At 33.6% G+C, this 19,049-nt stretch carries 20 protein-coding genes; 8 read left to right on the plus strand and 12 right to left on the minus strand.

Going from position 1 to position 19,049, the window contains the following annotated elements:
• Nucleotides 1–231 precede the first annotated feature (231 nt).
• From prfB to lpxD, 3 genes are all read left to right on the plus strand, one after another.
• Nucleotides 232–1,330 (plus strand): peptide chain release factor 2 gene (gene prfB, locus FLACOL7796_RS20850; RefSeq protein ID WP_121325784.1). Its coding sequence is split into 2 segments (ribosomal slippage): nt 232–294 and nt 296–1,330, totalling 1,098 coding nucleotides; the frame shifts between segments, so codons are not numbered across the junction.
• Nucleotides 1,331–1,411: 81 nt separating this feature from the next.
• Nucleotides 1,412–1,858: a peptide-methionine (R)-S-oxide reductase MsrB gene (gene msrB, locus FLACOL7796_RS20855; protein WP_173972721.1), complete on the plus strand. Its 447-nt coding sequence runs from the start codon at nt 1,412–1,414 to the stop codon at nt 1,856–1,858.
• A gap of 629 nt (nt 1,859–2,487) precedes the next feature.
• Nucleotides 2,488–3,486, plus strand: coding sequence for a UDP-3-O-(3-hydroxymyristoyl)glucosamine N-acyltransferase (lpxD, locus tag FLACOL7796_RS20860; RefSeq protein ID WP_173972722.1), 999 nt, complete (start codon nt 2,488–2,490; stop codon nt 3,484–3,486).
• Between the two features lie 52 nt (nt 3,487–3,538).
• Here the strand turns inward: lpxD and FLACOL7796_RS20865 are convergent, their stop codons facing one another.
• The 4 genes from FLACOL7796_RS20865 to FLACOL7796_RS20880 all read right to left on the minus strand — a co-directional run bounded on the left by FLACOL7796_RS20865 (nt 3,539) and on the right by FLACOL7796_RS20880 (nt 5,185).
• A complete protein-coding gene (locus tag FLACOL7796_RS20865; RefSeq protein WP_173972723.1) occupies nt 3,539–3,745 on the minus strand; it encodes a hypothetical protein in 207 nt (68 codons plus the stop codon).
• A 5-nt stretch (nt 3,746–3,750) separates the two neighbouring features.
• Nucleotides 3,751–4,062 carry a DUF3817 domain-containing protein gene (locus FLACOL7796_RS20870; RefSeq protein ID WP_173972724.1) on the minus strand — a complete coding sequence of 104 codons (312 nt, stop codon included), beginning with the start codon at nt 4,060–4,062 and terminating at the stop codon, nt 3,751–3,753.
• A 2-nt stretch (nt 4,063–4,064) separates the two neighbouring features.
• A complete protein-coding gene (locus FLACOL7796_RS20875; RefSeq protein ID WP_173972725.1) occupies nt 4,065–4,523 on the minus strand; it encodes a hypothetical protein in 459 nt (152 codons plus the stop codon).
• 71 nt (nt 4,524–4,594) lie between these two features.
• Nucleotides 4,595–5,185: a TetR/AcrR family transcriptional regulator gene (locus FLACOL7796_RS20880; protein ID WP_173972726.1), complete on the minus strand. Its 591-nt coding sequence runs from the start codon at nt 5,183–5,185 to the stop codon at nt 4,595–4,597.
• Nucleotides 5,186–5,438: 253 nt separating this feature from the next.
• Here FLACOL7796_RS20880 and FLACOL7796_RS20885 point away from each other — a divergent pair, with 253 nt between their 5' ends.
• The 5 genes from FLACOL7796_RS20885 to hemN all read left to right on the plus strand — a co-directional run bounded on the left by FLACOL7796_RS20885 (nt 5,439) and on the right by hemN (nt 10,143).
• The gene (locus FLACOL7796_RS20885) at nt 5,439–7,067 is read left to right on the plus strand and encodes an acyl-CoA carboxylase subunit beta (protein WP_173972727.1); all 1,629 of its coding nucleotides are present in this window, start codon (nt 5,439–5,441) and stop codon (nt 7,065–7,067) included.
• A gap of 120 nt (nt 7,068–7,187) precedes the next feature.
• Nucleotides 7,188–7,610: a DoxX family protein gene (locus FLACOL7796_RS20890; RefSeq protein ID WP_173972728.1), complete on the plus strand. Its 423-nt coding sequence runs from the start codon at nt 7,188–7,190 to the stop codon at nt 7,608–7,610.
• Nucleotides 7,611–7,727: 117 nt separating this feature from the next.
• Nucleotides 7,728–8,075 (plus strand): hypothetical protein, encoded by a 348-nt coding sequence (locus tag FLACOL7796_RS20895; RefSeq protein WP_173972729.1) that lies wholly within the window; start codon nt 7,728–7,730, stop codon nt 8,073–8,075.
• A gap of 107 nt (nt 8,076–8,182) precedes the next feature.
• Nucleotides 8,183–8,659, plus strand: coding sequence for a hypothetical protein (locus FLACOL7796_RS20900; RefSeq protein ID WP_173972730.1), 477 nt, complete (start codon nt 8,183–8,185; stop codon nt 8,657–8,659).
• 119 nt (nt 8,660–8,778) lie between these two features.
• Nucleotides 8,779–10,143, plus strand: coding sequence for an oxygen-independent coproporphyrinogen III oxidase (hemN, locus tag FLACOL7796_RS20905; protein WP_173972731.1), 1,365 nt, complete (start codon nt 8,779–8,781; stop codon nt 10,141–10,143).
• Here the strand turns inward: hemN and FLACOL7796_RS20910 are convergent.
• The 8 genes from FLACOL7796_RS20910 to FLACOL7796_RS20945 form a co-directional block, all read right to left on the minus strand.
• Nucleotides 10,140–10,841 (minus strand): sulfite exporter TauE/SafE family protein, encoded by a 702-nt coding sequence (locus FLACOL7796_RS20910; RefSeq protein ID WP_173972732.1) that lies wholly within the window; start codon nt 10,839–10,841, stop codon nt 10,140–10,142. The two genes, hemN and FLACOL7796_RS20910, sit on opposite strands and share 4 nt — an antisense overlap.
• 111 nt (nt 10,842–10,952) lie before the next feature.
• Nucleotides 10,953–11,402, minus strand: a complete 450-nt coding sequence (locus tag FLACOL7796_RS20915) for a FixH family protein (protein ID WP_173972733.1) — start codon at nt 11,400–11,402, stop codon at nt 10,953–10,955.
• Nucleotides 11,403–11,414: 12 nt separating this feature from the next.
• Complete coding sequence (gene ccoG, locus FLACOL7796_RS20920; protein WP_173972734.1) at nt 11,415–12,833, minus strand: cytochrome c oxidase accessory protein CcoG; 1,419 nt, start codon at nt 12,831–12,833, stop codon at nt 11,415–11,417.
• A gap of 11 nt (nt 12,834–12,844) precedes the next feature.
• Nucleotides 12,845–13,783 (minus strand): cbb3-type cytochrome c oxidase N-terminal domain-containing protein, encoded by a 939-nt coding sequence (locus tag FLACOL7796_RS20925; protein WP_173972735.1) that lies wholly within the window; start codon nt 13,781–13,783, stop codon nt 12,845–12,847.
• A gap of 1 nt (nt 13,784) precedes the next feature.
• Entirely contained in the window at nt 13,785–13,979 is a 195-nt protein-coding gene (locus FLACOL7796_RS20930) for a CcoQ/FixQ family Cbb3-type cytochrome c oxidase assembly chaperone (RefSeq protein ID WP_173972736.1), read from the minus strand.
• Between the two features lie 7 nt (nt 13,980–13,986).
• Nucleotides 13,987–16,173, minus strand: a complete 2,187-nt coding sequence (gene ccoN, locus FLACOL7796_RS20935) for a cytochrome-c oxidase, cbb3-type subunit I (RefSeq protein ID WP_173972737.1) — start codon at nt 16,171–16,173, stop codon at nt 13,987–13,989.
• 2 nt (nt 16,174–16,175) lie between these two features.
• Nucleotides 16,176–16,367 carry a cbb3-type cytochrome oxidase assembly protein CcoS gene (gene ccoS, locus FLACOL7796_RS20940; protein WP_173972738.1) on the minus strand — a complete coding sequence of 64 codons (192 nt, stop codon included), beginning with the start codon at nt 16,365–16,367 and terminating at the stop codon, nt 16,176–16,178.
• A 115-nt stretch (nt 16,368–16,482) separates the two neighbouring features.
• Entirely contained in the window at nt 16,483–18,870 is a 2,388-nt protein-coding gene (locus FLACOL7796_RS20945; protein WP_173972739.1) for a heavy metal translocating P-type ATPase, read from the minus strand.
• Nucleotides 18,871–19,049 lie beyond the last annotated feature (179 nt).

Here is a 19,049-nt window from a genome sequence, read left to right on the forward strand (position 1 = left end):
TTTCTGATGTTATTTTTTAAGTAAAGAATTCCTCAAAACAAATTATCTCCTTTGAGTTCCTAAATCCAAAAGACTTTTTATGTCCTTTTTTATATGTTAAAATTAATGTGATAATCTAAAAACTATATCTTATTTTTGTACTACAAAATTACGTTTTTGCTAATAAGTCATTATTGATGAATTTGACAATCAGCGTAACATTCAAAAAAACAATAAAACTATTATTAATTTATGACAACTACCGAACAAATAAAAGGTATTGTGGAGCGCCTTGGTGCGTTGAGGAGGTATCTTTGACGTCGATGCCAAACTAATTGAAATTGCCAACGAAGAAGAAAAAACCTTCGCACCAGACTTCTGGAACAATGCAAAAGAAGCTGAGGTTATTGTAAAAAACCTTCGAAACAAGAAAAAATGGATCGAAGATTATAACAAAGCCATCGAACTTACAGATGAATTGCAGCTTGCCTATGATTTTTATAAAGAAGGGGAACTTTCTGCAGAAGAATTAGACGAGCATTATAACATTACTCAAACGCATATCGAGAACATCGAGTTCAAAAACATGCTTTCTGACGAAGGAGACAGCCTAAGTGCCGTAGTACAAATTACTGCAGGTGCCGGCGGAACCGAAAGTTGCGACTGGGCAGGAATGTTGATGCGTATGTATATGATGTGGGGCGAAAGTTATGGCTACAAAATAAAAGAGTTGAACTTTCAGGCTGGCGAGGTTGCCGGAATCAAAACGGTTACGCTTGAGTTTGAGGGCGATTATTCTTTTGGATATTTAAAAGGAGAAAACGGTGTACATCGTTTGGTTCGAATCTCTCCTTTTGATAGCAATGCCAAACGTCATACCTCGTTTGCATCTGTTTATGTTTATCCGCTTGTTGATGATAGTATCGAAATTGACATTAATCCTGCCGATATCGAAATCACAACTTCTCGTTCTAGTGGAGCCGGAGGACAAAATGTAAATAAGGTTGAAACCAAAGTACAATTGGTACACAAACCAACTGGAATTCAGATTCAATGTTCTGAAACAAGATCTCAGCAAGACAACAGACAGCGTGCCATGCAAATGTTACGTTCGCAATTGTATGAAATTGAGTTAAAGAAACAACAAGCACAACGTGCCGATATTGAAGCCGGAAAAATGAAAATTGAATGGGGTTCGCAAATACGTAATTATGTAATGCAACCTTACAAATTAGTAAAAGATGTTCGTACCGGTTATGAAACCAGCGATGTCGATGGCGTTATGAACGGAAATATTGATCCTTTCCTAAAGGCATTCTTAATGATGATGGGGCAAAAAGAGGAAGAATAATTTTTTTAGTCGCAGTCGGCTGCATTAAAATCTGCGAATACTGAGACTGAAAACCGGGACTAAAAACTAAATATAAAAGTTATGATCAAATGGGCAGATATAATTCGTTTTACGAATAAGGGAAATCCAACTCCTGATAACAGAGTGGAAAAAACACCGGAAGAATGGAAACAGCTTTTAACACCCGAAGAATTTCAGGTAGCACGATTAAAAGGTACTGAAAGATCTTTTAGTTCTGAGCTTTGCAGTTTATTCGATCCGGGAATTTACGAATGTAAATGTTGTGGTACTTTGCTTTTTGATGCAAGCGAAAAATTTGAATCAGGAACAGGCTGGCCATCTTTTACACAACCATTAAAAGAAAATGCTATTGCTTATCATGCAGACAAATCATACGGAATGATTCGTGTTGAGGTCGTTTGCAATACTTGCGACGCACATTTAGGACACGTTTTTCCTGATGGTCCGGAACCAAGTGGTTTGCGTTATTGCATCAATGCTATTTCTCTTTCTAAAGTAAAAGAATAAAAAAATCTAAAAGCGATTCCTTCTTTAAAAGCAGCGAATCGCTTTTTAATTTTAATTTCATTCAAAAGATGAAAAAATAGTTTCTAAATGAACTTTAAAACAAAACCAATTTTTTACAAAAGAAAGATTTAACTTACTAATTATCTTGTTCTATAAAACTTAGCATTAAAAAATCATCCAAAAGAATAAAATTTAAAATCTGATTTTCGTTATTATTCATTACGTAACTATCAAATCATTCAAAAAAAGACAACTCCTTATAAGCCTATTAAAAACCTACAAAATATCGCGATGCTTTTACAGCCACTTGCAATGCCAATTTAAGTAGTAAAAAAATCAAAATTAATTGATTTAAAACAAGATAGCTTTGTAGTAATTGATAAAAATCAGAAGGTTGAATTGCAAACAAATTGATACTTTAAAACCTACAAATAATCAAAGGCAAAAACCAAAGCAGCAACTTATAATTCAAAAACAATCAAAAAATTAATAGATTTTATGTTAAAATTGTAATATTTAAACTATTATTTAAAATACTATTTAAAAAACTTCAAAATAAGATTAGGTAATTTAAATCTAATTGATTTTATTTGGTGCGAAATAACCCCTAAAACAATTAAAATCATTCGATGAAATCCTATTCAATCCAAGAAATTAATGAAGTTATTAATGGCGTAATTTACGGCACAACTTCGCAAAGCATCACAGCAACAGAACAATTAGAAAAAGCTTCCACTTCTGAAATTTCTTTTATAGGAAATAAAAAATATGAAAAATTTTGGGAAGCATCAAAAGCTTCAGTTGCAGTTGTTAACGAAGACATTTCAATTGAACCTGGAGATAATCGTGCTTTTATTAAAGTAAAAAATGCTGATTTGGCAATGTCTCAAATTTTGGCGCTTTTTGCTCCTCCTACTCCAATATTTCGTAACAATATCCATAAATCAGCAACGGTTGATGAAACGGCTATTATTGGTGAAGGTGCCAGAATTGGTGCTGGTTGTTATATTGGTCCAAAAGTTGAAATTGGTGCAAATGCAACTATTTATCCAAACGTTACTATTTTAGACGAATCTACTATTGGTAAAAATACTATTATCTGGTCTGGAACAGTAGTTCGTGAACGTTGTCATATCGGTAGTGATTGTATCATTCACCCAAATGCAACAATTGGTGCTGATGGTTTCGGATTTCGTCCTTGTAGTGAAAAAGGATTGGTTAAAATTCCACAAATTGGAAATGTAATTATTGGAAACGGAGTCGAAATTGGAGCAAATTCTTGTGTTGACCGCGGAAAATTTAGTTCTACAATACTTGGAGACGGTTGTAAAATTGACAACTTAGTACAAATTGGACATAATAGTAAATTAGGTAAATTTTGTATTATGGCCGGAAATAGTGGTTTAGCTGGTTCTGTAACATTAGGAAACGGTGTTATCATAGGCGGAAGTGCTTCTATAAAAGATCATACTACAATTGGCGATGGTGCTATTGTTGGTGCTGGTTCTGGTGTAGTTGGCGATGTTCCTGCCGGAAAAACAATGTTAGGATATCCTGCTGTAGAAGCTCGTGATGCCTTAAAACAATGGGCAATTCTAAAAAGAATGGTTTGCGATTCTAAAAAATAAAATACCACATATAATATATAAAAAAACAGAAGCTAGCTTCTGTTTTTTTGTTTTACAAGACTTCGCACTCAAAGCCCACGACTTTCATTAAAAAAATCACTTTTTCGATAATATTGTCCTTACATTCAAATCGAAGAATATTATCACAATCTTCCAGATCAAAATTCCATTTAGAATTAGGAAATAACTGATTCAGTTTAGGCGTTATCTTTTTTACTTTTGATATACTATCAACATTTGTTTTAAATACAAAAATCATAGTGCTTACTGGTTTTTAATTTTACTTAAAATTTTAGAATCAATGTAAAAAGTTCCAAACGGAATTATACACGCCAAAAGTACTTTCCAGGTTGTATCTTTAAACTTCCAGTTCTGTTCTACTCCAACACTTAGCGTATTAAAAATAAAAAGCAGAAATAAAGCACCATGAACCGTTCCGATGGGTCTTGTCAAAAAAGGCATTTCGAAGACATATTTCATAGGCATGGCAATAAAAAGTAAAATCAAAAGAGAAGTTCCTTCAAGAAATCCAATAATTCGTAATCGTCCGGTATTTGTTTGTAGTAAGTTTTTCATAATTATCTAAAATAAGGTCGGTTTGCAAGAAATGAAAATGGCCAGGGAATTGCTATAAAAATGATTAGTAAGGCGATAGAAAACCAAACTAACATGGTTTTAAATTTATCGCGATCACTTTCTTTTCTTTTTGCCAAAGCGGAACCAATTGTTATTAGAACAATCGAAACCAGCATTAATAAAATGTGGATCAATCCAAAAAAAACGGCATCAATATTTTGAATAGCTGTTGCAAAATTTGCCCAGAAGTATTTCACAATCGGACTTTGCACATAAATCAATATTCCAAAAATCAACTGAATATGGGCAATAGTTGCTGTCCAGTGCCGTATTAAATTATCTTTTTTGGTAAAGGAGAGTTGCAAAGAATATCCGCGATAAGCTATAAAAATAGAATACAATAAACTTCCCAAAACAAACCATCGTAGTATCGAATGGCAAAATAATAGCGTAGTATACATTGTTTAAAAAATTAAGACAATGCAAATATATTTAAAAAACATACTAATTAGTATGTTTTTATTTTTAAAATTTACTTCAAATTATCCAGATAACTTCTAAGCTCTTTTAAATAAACAAGATAGCAGGAATTATTATCCTGAACTTTTCCAAAATTTCGTATTCCCCAATATCCTGACATCATAAAAAAAGCAACTTGTTCTCCATTAACCTCTTTTTTAATCAAACCGGATTGCTGTGCATTCAGAATCACTTTCTCGATAGTTTGCTTCCACTGATTAATCAATTCTAACAAAGCCTCACTAAACTGATTATTCCACGGTGTCATTTCCTGAGTTAAATTTCCAACCGGGCAGCCATATTTTACCTGCAAAAAAGGATCTTCAAGAAGTAAATGCGAAATCATATTGTACAAATCATCAATAGGATTGAGCGAGTTTTCGATAGGTTTTATAAAACTTTCCAGCATTGTTGGCTTTAGAATTTCTTCAATAATAGCAACTCCCATTTCGTCTTTGGTCTTAAAATGGTAATAAAATGCGCCTTTTGTAACTTTTGTAGTCGCTATAATATCATCAATGCTTGTTGTTTGATATCCTTTAGAATAAATTAATTCAAAGGCTTTCTGAAGAATTGTAAATCGTGTATTGGCAGCTTTAGACATAAAAAATACTAATTGGTATGAACTGGCAAATTAACGCAAAAATTATCATTTAATGCCAATTTTGCTTTCTCCGAATCCATCAGTAAGACTTGGATTTAAGAAATCTATAAATTGATTATTTCTCACTAAACCTTTATTATTTTTAAAATATCACTAATTACTTTTTATTATATCTAAGAAAACATTTTATTATGTAGGTTTCAATTGATTTTGTAAATTAGCCAACACTATTTTGTAAAAACCACAATATACCATGGATTTAAACTTCAATAAAAACGAAGATCACAATAAACTATTACTTTCTGACTTAAAACAAAGATTTGCAAAAGTAAAATTAGGCGGAGGCGAAAAACGTATAGAAAAATTACATGCCGAAGGAAAAATGACAGCACGCGAGCGTATTGCTTATTTGCTTGATGAAGGTTCAAAAAGTATTGAAATCGGAGGATTTGTTGGAGACGGAATGTATGCTGAACATGGTGGATGCCCTTCTGGCGGTGTTGTTATTAAAATAGGATATATAAGAGGTAAACAATGTATTGTTGTTGCCAATGATGCTACTGTAAAAGCGGGCGCCTGGTTTCCTATTACCGGCAAGAAAAATCTTCGTGCACAGGAAATCGCCATGGAAAACAGATTACCCATTATTTATCTGGTGGATAGCGCAGGTGTTTACCTGCCTCTTCAAGACGAAATCTTCCCGGATAAAGAACACTTTGGCCGAATCTTTAGAAACAATGCTCAAATGAGTAGTATGGGTATTACTCAAATTGCAGCTGTTATGGGCAGTTGTGTTGCCGGAGGAGCTTACTTGCCTATTATGAGCGACGAAGCTTTGATTGTCGATAAAACCGGAAGTATTTTTCTTGCCGGAAGCTATCTCGTAAAAGCTGCAATTGGCGAAACTATCGATAATGAAACTTTGGGTGGCGCGACAACTCATTGCGAAATTTCAGGCGTGACCGACTATAAAGCTAAAGATGATAAAGATGCTCTTGATAAAATAAAAAATATAGTAGATAAAATAGGCGATTATGATAAAGCGGGCTATAGCCGAATCAAATCTGAAAAACCTGCCTTAGATCCCGCAGCTATTTATGGAATTTTACCAAAAGCGAGAAACGAACAATATGATATGATGGAAATCATCAATCGTCTGGTCGATAATTCAGAGTTTGAAGCCTATAAAGATGGTTACGGCCAAACGATTATTACGGGTTATGCCAGAATCGATGGCTGGGCCGTAGGAATTGTAGCGAACCAAAGAAAAGTGGTTAAAACCAAAAAAGGGGAAATGCAATTTGGCGGTGTAATTTATTCTGACAGTGCTGATAAAGCAACCCGATTTATCGCGAATTGTAATCAGAAAAAAATTCCGTTGGTATTCGTACAGGACGTTACCGGTTTTATGGTAGGATCAAAATCTGAACATGGCGGTATTATAAAAGACGGTGCCAAAATGGTCAATGCTGTAAGTAATTCGGTTGTTCCAAAATTTACTGTAATAGTAGGTAACTCTTATGGAGCAGGAAATTATGCCATGTGCGGAAAAGCATATGACCCGAGATTAATTTTTGCGTGGCCAAGTGCGGAACTTGCGGTGATGGGCGGAACTCAGGCTGCAAAAGTTTTAGCTCAAATTGAAGCTTCTTCGCTTAAAGCAAAAGGAGAAATCGTAGATGAAGCTAAAGAAGCTGAATTATTTAATAAGATCAAAGCAAGATATGATGAGCAAACTTCGCCTTATTACGCGGCTTCAAGATTATGGACAGATGCTATCATTGATCCTTTAGACACCCGTACCTGGATTTCTATGGGAATCGAAGCTGCCAACCACGCTCCTATTCAAAAACAATTTAATTTAGGCGTTATTCAGGTTTAAGATTCCATAAACTTTCAAAATACGTTAAAAAAATACAAAAATCTTACTTTCAAGCACTTATAATTAAATATCTCATCAAAAAGTAGTAACTTTAGATGTAATTTTTAATCACGTAGTATCATGGAAAATGTAAAAAGTTTAAATAAGTGGGCAAACGCGCACACTTATTTACCGGTTGATTTAGTACGTATTGTTTTGGGGGTATTTTTATTTATGAAAGGGATTTCATTTGTAACGAACGTCCAGTATTTACATGATTTAATTTCTCCAATTGATCAATTTGGCGGCGGAATGTTTCTTTTACATTACATTGCACCCGCTCATATGATTGGTGGTATTATGATCTTCTTTGGATTACTAACCCGTTGGGCAATTGCGGCCCAGTTGCCCATATTATTTGGTGCAATACTTATTAATTTTATGGGGCACATGCACTCAGAAAGCTTAATTCTGGCTATAGTGGTGCTGCTAGTTTGTGTTTTCTTCCTGTTTTACGGAAGCGGAAAACACTCTGCTGATTATTATTTCAAAATGCAACAATAACTTCATTTATCCTCAATAGCCCTATTTAGTATTGAGGATAAATAATAACCCTACATTTAAAGTTAATTAATTCTTTAAAATTTCTTTAATTGTATTTTATGAGTTAAATTCGCCCCCATGAATTGGATTCGTAAGACCGTTATTTTTATATCACTTTTGATAATTGCTTTTTTTGCCACACAGGCAAACGAATCTGCTATTGAAATAATCGAAAGTCAAAAAACGGATACTAATTTCTCTATAGATCACGCCGATTCATTAGCATTTATACAACCTCAGGCAAGTTATCAATTTGCAGCAAATATAAAATCAAACCCTTCTATCTTAACAAAATGGTTTGATTCTTTATTGATGGTGATTCCTCAGCACAAAGCCGTTCAATCAACATCAAACTTTGCGAATCAATTTGCAACTCAGAGCAAAAAAGTCCTTTTAATGCTCTACCCCTTCCATTTTTTCTGGTAGACTTTTATGAAATTTAATTAAGGAAAAATCTTTTCCTGACCAATTGAGCTGTTTTCTATTCAGAAAGCGGTGTCATATTTCATAATAATTTACCCAATTTAAAATCAATGGAAACAAGTGTAACCATAATTGGTATTGTGATCGCGATCATAGTAGCCATACCCGTATATTTTTCAGCACGAACGAGCGCTGCAAGCAAATCAAAAATTTTAGGCATTAAAAAGAAATTCAGTCCAACCCACCCGGAGGATTTTGATTTAACTGAATCTCAAAGCAATAAGACACTTACAATAGATCAAAAAAACAGACGATTTATTTTGATGAATTTCAATCCAAATCAACAAGAATCTACTTATGTAGACCTAAAAACTGTATCATCATGTAAATTAGTTTTAACCACTGAAGGACCTTCAGATACAATTGTAAAAATTGACTTTGAATTTCAGGATAAAGAAACTCCTAAAAAAATTACCATACCATTCTATGATTTTGATGATGACCGCATCAAACAAATAAGCGCTTATCAGGATCATCAGTTTGCAAAAAAATGGCTTAAAATCATCCAAGATTCTATTTCACGTTAATTATTTAATTCAGTAAAGAGGCTCCTAGTGAGTCTCTTTTTTTTGCTTAATACATGATATTTGTCATTTTATGTCTACTTCATAAATTTTAATTTTGGAACATACAAAATACCGACTTTATGAAAATCTCACTGACTCAAAAGTACAATGTTCCAGGCCCTAGATATACAAGTTATCCTACAGTTCCTTACTGGAATGAAGGCGATTTTACCAGTCAAAAATGGATACAGTCTTTTCAGAAAGCATTTTTAGAGAGTAACTCTCAAAACGGAATCAGCTTATACCTTCACTTACCATTTTGCGAAAGTATGTGCACCTTTTGCGGATGCAACAAACGAATCACAAAAAATCATTCGGTAGAAGAAATCTATATCGCAGCTCTTCTAAAAGAATGGGATCTATACTGTAATTTAATGCCTCAAAAGCCCATTATAAAAGAAATTCATCTAGGCGGTGGTACTCCAACCTTTTTCTCTACAAGCAATTTAGAATACCTTATAAATGGTATACTTTCTAAAGCAGAAAAAGCCAATAATTACGAATTTAGTTTTGAGGGACATCCTAATAATACTACTTACGAACAACTTAAAAAGCTTTATGATTTAGGCTTTCGTCGAGTTAGTTTTGGAGTTCAGGATTATGCCGAAAAAGTTCAAAAAGCGATTCATAGAATTCAGCCTTTTCATAATGTCGCAAAAGTTACTTTCTGGGCAAAAGAAATTGGTTATACATCGATAGGTCACGATATTATTTTTGGATTACCATTTCAAACGATTGAGAACGTAATTGACACTGTCGAAAAGACAAATTCTTTAAAACCGGATCGTCTGGCATTTTACAGTTATGCTCATGTACCCTGGATAAAAGGAAACGGGCAACGCGGATTTAATGAAGAAAACCTTCCTAAAGATGCCGAAAAAAGAAAATTATACGAAACCGGAAAACAAATGCTTTCCCAAAATGGTTATCATGAAATTGGTATGGACCATTTTGCGCTAATATCTGATAGTTTGTATAAGGCAACAGCGAATAAACAACTTCATCGAAATTTCATGGGTTACAGTGCCTCAAAAACGCAGCTTATGATTGGTTTAGGCGTTTCATCTATTAGTGACAGCTGGTACAGTTTTGCTCAAAACACAAAAAGCATCGAAGAATATTATCAATTGTTAGCAGAAGATAAATTGCCAGTTGTAAAAGGTCATATTTTAAGCGATGAAGACTTAATTATTAGAAAACATATCTTAAACTTAACCTGTGAGTTTGAAACCTCCTGGAGTAATAAATCTTTATACTTTAAAGAAATACCTAACGTCTTAGAAGATTTAAAAGAAATAGAAAAAGATCAGTTGATTATAATCGAAGAAGGTAAAATAAAAATTACAGAAGCCGGAAGACCATTTGTTCGAAACATTTGTATGGCATTCGATTTACATCTAAAAAGAAAATCACCGGAAACAAACTTGTTTTCGATGACTGTTTAATGACAGTTAGGAGTTCCTTGTACAAACAAACTCATATTTGACGGGGAAATATAAGGAATTCCTAAACCTAGTCCTCTAAGGATAAATAAAACACCAATTACTACAGCTACATATGGAATTGCCTTTTGGATCTTGTTTCTAAAAGGCAATTTTATTAATGAATGTACATAAACCACAATTGTCATTAAAGGAATTGTTCCTAAACCAAACAAAATCATATACAAAACACCAAGTCCGGCACTTTGCATCGCAATTGCGCCAAACAAGGCTACATATACCATTCCGCACGGTAAAAAGCCGTTTAATAATCCTATCGTAAAAAGTGATTTGTAGGTTTTCTTTTTAAATTGATTTCCAAGACTTGATTTTACTCTTGAAATAATTTTATAAACCGGTTTTGAAAAATTATACTTTGAAAAAACTTTCTCAGGAATCAAAACCACAAGAATCATTGCCAGGCCAATAAAAACAGACATTTTTTGCTGTAGACCGGCCAGGAAAAAACCTCTTCCTAATAATCCGAATAGAAGCCCGACTGATGCATATGCAGTTAATCTTCCTAAATGATAAGTTATAATTTGAGTAACTTTTTTAGCTTCATTTTGATGGTCTACCGGTAACATCATAGCAATTGGACCGCACATTCCTATGCAGTGTAAACTACTTATTAAACCTAATATGAAAGCTGAGTATAGCATTTAATATTGCTTTTTCTATTTGCTACAGATTTTTGACCAGAATAATTTAAAAATCTATTCAAATCAAATAATCTGTGGCAGAAAGAATATTTATTTAAAAACAAATCGTAATCAATTTACGTAAATTACTTCTTTTGAAAGGTATTTTGTTCCTTTGTATTCCCATTCCATATTAACATCCCAACGTCCTTTAATCAACTTCTTTTGCGGAATAAGCAAAGCCGAATTGGTTAAAGCAATTTGAGTATCAAAATCAAATTTCTTATTAGAAGGTCGGTATAACAAAACATTTCCTTTGACTTTATCATTTTCAAAAGTGGCAGGAAAAGCTATTTTCACACCCTTTTCGGTATACGTAATAGAAGGTCTTTGCTGCAAATCATGAGCATTTTGAATTCGGGCCATTTCATCCTGAAAATGCGAATCGTGTTTGTAATATTCTTCAACAACTAAATCATTGTCATACTTACTATTCGATTGTACTTCAAAAACAAAATATAAAATAAAGCTCATAAACAATGCAAATGCTATGACGATTCCGGTTCCCCAATTTATTTTCATAATGTTGTATTTTTAATTAAAACTTCGTGGTCCTAAAAAATTAGTTGTGGTAGTTTCGAGTAATTCTGTACCGTTATAAACTCCAATTTTAACTTTGGTTTTATCACTCTCCAGAAGAACTTTATCAATCTCTATAAATAATGTTCCCTGAGAGATTCCTTCTTTTAAAACTTTAAAATGTTGATTCCCTACATTTTTAATATTTCCTTTTTGATCAATCAATTCAAAGTGAATGTCATGATAATCTTTCATTGTTTTATTAACGATCTTATAGGTATAAACATTGCTGATCATTTCACCTTTATGCTGAAACAACTGACCTGGTAAACGCAAAACAACAGCCTGAACATCGGTTCTCAAAAATAGCATTCCAACAAAAACACTTAACAAAATGAATAAGACAGCTGTGTAGCCTTTCATTCTTGCTGTAAACTTAAAAGGTGCTTTTTTTACAATTTCATCTTCAGATGCATAACGAATAAGACCTTTTGGCAAACCTACACTTTCCATTATTGTATCGCATTCATCGATGCAGGCAGTACAATTGGTACATTCTAACTGAGTACCATTTCTGATGTCAATTCCCATCGGGCAAACATGTACGCATTGATGACAATCAATACAATCTCCTTTTCCGGTTGTAGCTCTATCTTCCTTTTTATTAAATTTAGCACGTCCGGCTTCTTTTTCTCCCCTAACGAAATCATAGGCAACATTAATAGACTTATCATCTAAAAGCACGCCTTGCAATCTTCCGTATGGACAGGCAATAATACAAACCTGTTCGCGAAACCAAACAAAAACAAAATAGAAAACTCCTGTAAAAATAAGCAATGCGATAAAATTACTTGCTTGCTCAATTGGTCCTTGTTCGACCATTAAAAACAATTGGTCGCTACCTACTAAATAGGCCAGAAAAATATTTGCAATAGCAAAAGAAATAAGAAAAAAGATCGTCCACTTAATTAATCGTTTTCTAATTTTTTCAGCATTCCATTCCTGTCTTGCTAATCGGGACTGAGCGCCACGATCTCCATCTATCCAATATTCAATTCGGCGAAAAACCATTTCCAAGAAAATGGTCTGCGGACAAATCCATCCACAAAAAATCCTTCCAAATACAACCGTAAATAAGATGATAAAAACAATACCTACCAGCATTGAAATTACGAAGAGGTAAAAATCCTGTGGCCAAAAAGGAAATCCAAAAATATTAAAGCGTCGCTCCATAACATTAAACATCATAAATTGATTTCCGTTTACTTTTATAAATGGATTTGCAACTAAAATGGCCAATAATATGTAACTAACTATTTTTCGATATTCATAGAATTTACCAGACGGTTTTTTAGGGAAAATAAATTTTCGATTACCCCCTTCATCAATAGTTCCGATGGTATCTCTAAAAGCTTCGTCTGGTAAATTTGACATGATTTTTGTAATTATTTTTTAACTTCAGTACTATCTTTTGCTGTACTTGCTGTGGTATCTTTTGTTGGAGCACTTTCATCAACCCAAATTTCACCTTCTGCTTCTTTTGGATCTTTTGGATTACTTCCCTGAAGGGATAAAATGTAACTCGCTACTTTTTGAATTTCTTTAGGTTTTAATGTTCCTTTCCAGGCAATCATTCCTTTACCGTCACGACCTCCGTTGGTTATAGTATGGAAAAGATTTTTAATTCCTCCACCTAAAATCCAGTGGTTATCTGTAAGGTTTGGTCCAATTTGTCCTCCTGCATCAGCACGGTGACAAGCAGCACAATTGGTTGTAAAAATTTCTTTACCTGCTGCTAAACTTTCCGGATCTGTAAGTAAAACAACTGTTTTCTCATCCATTAAATCAGGTGCTGTTTTCAGGTATTCGTCTACATCAATTTTTGCCTGAGCCATTTCTTTTTTAAGCTCCATTTCCTGATCATCTCCACCAAAAACTTCATAACGGGCAAAATAAATTACTCCAAAAACTATACAGATATAGAATAAATACACCCACCAAGGCGGTAAATTATTATCTAACTCTTTGATTCCATCATAATCATGATCCATCAATAAGTCACCTTCTTTTTCTATAGGTTGGGTTTTAGTAAGCTTATGCATTAAATCTTTATACCACGTGCTTTCTGTTAAACTCAAACTATTTTCATATTCCAGTTTTGCCTTTTCTTCCGGTGACATCAATTGGTACATAATGCGATTGACCGCACTTAATGTAATTTCGATAGCAATCAGAATAAATAGAAAAACAAACAAAAAGACAGCAACCATAGGGTACTTAATAAAAGCTGGTCTATCGCCTGAATCTATAAAGTATTCCATTAAAGCAAATACGATAAAGAAAATAATCGGTACTCTTACATATACTGGGAAAAACTTTTTCATTTTAAATATCTTTTGAAATTATACTGCACCCTTCATCTAAAGGTATTTCACTCATTTCCTGTATTTTTTCTTTTTTATATGAGAATACCCAAAAACCTAATCCTACAAAAAAGAAAAAGAATATCAGGAGAGAAAGTATCGGGTAAATTTCTATACCCGAAATAGTCTCCATATTGTGTTTTATTTGTTCAAACATAATGCTGTTATTTAGATGTCTCTTTTACTTTAATGTCAACTCCAAGTCTTTGTATGTAAGCAATCAAAGCAACAATTTCTCTCTCGTTCATAGGAGTGAATTTTTCACCTTTTGCAGCTGCTTTTTTCTTGCTTTCTTCATAACTTTTTACAAAGTCAGGATCATTTTCTAAACTTTTCTCGATTGCAATAGCCTGAGTTCTTAATGTTTTTTGAGCATTGGCAACATCAGCTTCTGTATAAGGAACACCAAGTTTAACCATAGCCTGCATTTTCTTTTGAGTTAATGAAATATCCATTGGCTCATTATCAAACAACCATTTATAACCTGGCATGATCGATCCGGCAGAAATACTTTGTGGATTCCAGAAGTGATTAAAATGCCAATTGTCATTATATTTCCCTCCTACTCTCAACAAATCCGGTCCTGTACGTTTTGATCCCCACAAGAATGGATGATCGTAAACAAACTCACCCGCTTTTGATTGTGGGCCATAACGTTCCACCTCACTTCTGAATGGTCTGACAGATTGTGAGTGACATCCCACGCAACCTTCTCTGATATATAAATCACGACCTTCTAATTCTAAAGGCGTATAAGGCTTAACACTTGTTATTGTTGGTATATTAGATTTTACCATAATAGTTGGTACAATCTGAATAATTCCTCCAATTAAGATCGCAATTGTAGCCAAAATGGTTAACTGAATTGGTCTTCTTTCTAACCAGGTATGGAATTTTTCTCCTTTTAATCTTCCTGTGCTTATTCTCTGTAAAGCCGGAGCTTGTGCTAACTCATCTTCGATAGTATCACCTGCTTTAACCGTCATTATGATATTATAAACTAATGTCAGCATTCCAACAAGATACAAAGTACCTCCAATTGCTCTCATCCAATATAATGGCATAATTGCAGTAACTGTTTCAAGGAAATTACCATACGTTAATGTTCCATCAGGGTTAAACTGTTTCCACATTGAGGCTTGTTGAAAACCTGCCACATACATTGGCAAAGTATATAAAATGATTCCTAACGTACCGATCCAGAAATGGAAATTTGCTAATTTTTTTGAAAACAATGTACTTTTTGTCATTCGCGGAATCAACCAGTAAATAATACCAAAAGACATAAATCCGTTCCATGCTAATGCTCCTACGTGCACGTGAGCAACGATCCAGTCTGTATAGTGCGCGATAGCATTGACATTTTTTAAAGAAAGCATCGGGCCTTCAAAAGTGGCCATACCATAACCTGTAATTGCTACTACGAAAAACTTCAGAACTGGTTCTTCACGAACTTTATCCCACGCCCCTCTTAATGTTAAAAGTCCGTTGATCATACCTCCCCAAGATGGAGCAATAAGCATTACTGAAAATGCAACACCTAAATTTTGAGCCCAGTTTGGTAGAGCTGAATATAATAAGTGGTGTGGACCTGCCCAGATGTAAATAAAGATCAAAGACCAAAAGTGAATAATTGATAATCTATATGAGTAAACCGGACGGTTTGCAACTTTTGGAATGAAGTAATACATTAAACCTAAAAACGGAGTTGTAAGGAAAAATGCAACCGCATTATGCCCGTACCACCATTGTACCAAGGCATCCTGAACACCTGCGTAAACAGAATAACTTTTTAAAGCTGATACCGGAATTTCGATATTATTAAAAATATGTAAAACAGCTACTGTAACAAATGTTGCAAGGTAAAACCAAATGGCAACATACAAGTGACGTTCTCTACGGCGCAGCATTGTACCAATCATATTGATCCCCATAACTACCCAAATAAGAGCAATTGCAATATCAATAGGCCACTCTAGTTCAGCATATTCTTTTGATGAAGTATATCCTAATGGTAATGTAATTGCTGCAGCCACAATAATAAGCTGCCATCCCCAGAAATGGACATTACTTAAGAAATCGCTAAACATCCTGGCTTTTAGCAATCGTTGAAGCGAATAATACATACCTGCAAAAAAAGCATTCCCAACAAAGGCAAAAATAACAGCATTGGTATGCAAAGGTCTTAATCGGCCGTAGCTAAGCCACGAAATACCATCTGTCATGTTGGGAAAAAGGTACATAACCGCTAAGGTCAGCCCTACTAACATACCTACTACCCCAAAGAGGATAGTGGCGTAAATGAATTTTTTTACAATTTTGTTGTCGTAATAAAACTGTTCCATTTCCATAATTATACTTGTTTTTCTTCTGTTGTTGATTTTTTATTGTGGGGGGTGATTTTCGTTTCATCGTCAAAAAGCATTCTGACCGAAGGGGTATAATCATCATCATATTGACCCGATTTTACAGCAACAATGAAGGCAATAAAAAAACAGATTGCGACGAAAATACTTACTGAAATCAATAGATAAATGACACTCATATCCTTAAATTTATGTTAACAAAATTACTAGGTTACTTGTTGTTAAAATATGATAATTATCATAGTTGAAGACTAATGTTAAATTTATAAAAAAATAACTTTAGATTATTTATAATCATTTTAAATTACTGTTACTGAAATAGTTAGACATCAAAGTCACAAAACTAACGATAGTAATTGTGCTTAAAGGCATGATAATAGCAGCCACTAATGGAAGCAAATTACCGGTAACTGCAAAAGAGAGTCCAACGATATTATAAAGCAGCGATAAAACAAAACTCATCTTAATTATCGTGATCGATTTTTGGGATAATTTTAAAAAGTAATCTAATCTCGAAAATTCTGAAGCGTCTAAAATAGCATCGCAAGCAGGAGAAAAAACATTGACATTTTCGGAGATAGAAATTCCAACATTACTTTGTGCTAATGCGCCTGCATCATTGAGCCCATCACCTACCATCATTACATTTTGACCTTTTTCTTGTAATTTCCTGATAAATTCAAGTTTTTGCTCTGGCTTCTGATTAAAAATTAATTCGGTTTCAAGAGGTAAAATAGACTGAAGACTTGCTCGTTCTCCGTCATTATCTCCGGACAGCACTTTGATCTGATACGTTTTACTTAAATTATGAAATAAGTTTTCTAAACCTTCACGATACTGATTTTGAAAAGTAAACTTGCCATAATAAATATCATCGATTTTGATATGAAGCGCTGTTTTTTCAATTTCAGATGAATCTAATCCTGAACTTCCAACAAATTCAGCAGAACCAATTTTTATTACTTTATTATTAGCGGAAGCTAAAATTCCTTTTCCTGTTATTTCCTGAAAATCATCAATTTTAACTCGTTGTGTTTCTGATAAAAAATCATACAACATGCGGCTTAATGGATGATTTGACGCTCTAAGTACATTTTTTATCAAAATATAATCTTCTTCAGAAAGGATATTCCCTTCATATGAAATATTCGATTTTTTATTGGTTGTAATTGTTCCGGTTTTATCAAAAACAATCGTATCTACTTTTGCCAATTGTTCGATAACCAGAGCATTTTTTAGATACATTTTTTGTTTCCCCATAATTCTCAGAATGTTTCCGAAAGTAAACGGTGCCGTAAGTGCCAATGCACAAGGACAGGCAACAATTAAAACCGCGGTAAAAACATTAAAGGCTGTATTGGCATCAATAAATATCCAATATCCAAAACCTGCAAATGCAATTAATAATAATATTGGAGTAAAATAACGACTTATCGCATCTGTAATCGTTTTGTGTTTCTGGAATACATTTTTCTGAAAAATTTCATTACTCCACAATTGGGTAAGGTAACTTTTTGAGACTGAGTGCAACACTTCCATCTCGATTACTTTACCAATTTGCTTACCTCCAGCAAAAACCTTATCTCCAGATTTTTTAGTAATAGGAACAGCTTCGCCAGTTACAAAACTATAATCGATTTCGGCTTTATCACTAATTAAAATACCGTCTACCGGAATTAATTCCTGATTTCTAATCAATAGTCTGTTTCCTTTTTGAACATCATAAATAGGAACACTTTCTTCTGATGTATCTGAATTTATCCTGGTGACTGCAATTGGAAAATAAGATTTAAAGTCTCTCTCAAAACTTAAGAAACTATAGGTTTTAATCTGAAACATTTTTCCGAGCAGCATGAAGAAAACTAAACCAGTTAAACTGTCGAAAAATCCTGATCCGTAATTCATTACAATATCAAAAGTGCTTCGAATAAACATGACGATGATTCCTAAAGCAATAGGAATATCGATATTGAGCATCCCTGATTTTATACTTTTGTAAGCCGAAACGTAATAACCGCTCGCCGAATATAAAAAGCTCGGCAAAGCCAAAAGAAAAATCAATATTCTAAAAAATGGTTTGTAATTATCTAACCAAAATTCTTTAATCTCAAAATATTCCGGAAACGACAATAACATTATGTTTCCAAAACAGAAAAAGGCAACACCTAATTTATAGGTTAACGTTCTATCTACATTTGTTTTACCTGTTTCATAGTTTTCTAAACTAATATAAGGTTCATAACCTATAGAACTTAAAAGATAAACAATGGCTTTTAAGGAAACAAGATCTGAATTGAATGTAATTCTGACTCTTTTTTCCGGAAAATTAACTTGGGAGATACTTATTCCCGGTTGAATTCTGTTGAGGTTTTCAAGAATCCAAATACAAGAACTACAATGAATATGAGGAATATTTAGCGAAACGATTGAAGTATTTCCTTCCTGAAATTCCAACACTTTTGACAAAATAGCTTCATTATCTAAGAAGTCATACTTCCCTTTAATATCTTGCGGAGTGGCGCCTGGCGATTTTTCAAAATCGTAATAACAGGTCATATCATGAAGACTAAAAATTTCGTAAACGGTTTTGCATCCGTTGCAACAAAACTTCTTTTCATCAAAATTGATTTCTTCATTTTTAGCTATGGTTAACCCACAATGAAAACAACTCTGCTCACTCATAAAATTTGTTTTTTTTGATACAACAAATGTTAAAAAAACTAGAGATGATAAAAATGATATTTATCATGTTATAATGATAATGAATTCTAAAATTAACCAAATAAAACAGGTAAATAACAATATTCGCTTTTTTCTGCATTATTTTTAGGAATAATAATGGCTTCGAATGCGAATATTGG

The organism is Flavobacterium bizetiae, from assembly GCF_902804475.1.
Lineage (GTDB): Bacteria > Bacteroidota > Bacteroidia > Flavobacteriales > Flavobacteriaceae > Flavobacterium > Flavobacterium bizetiae.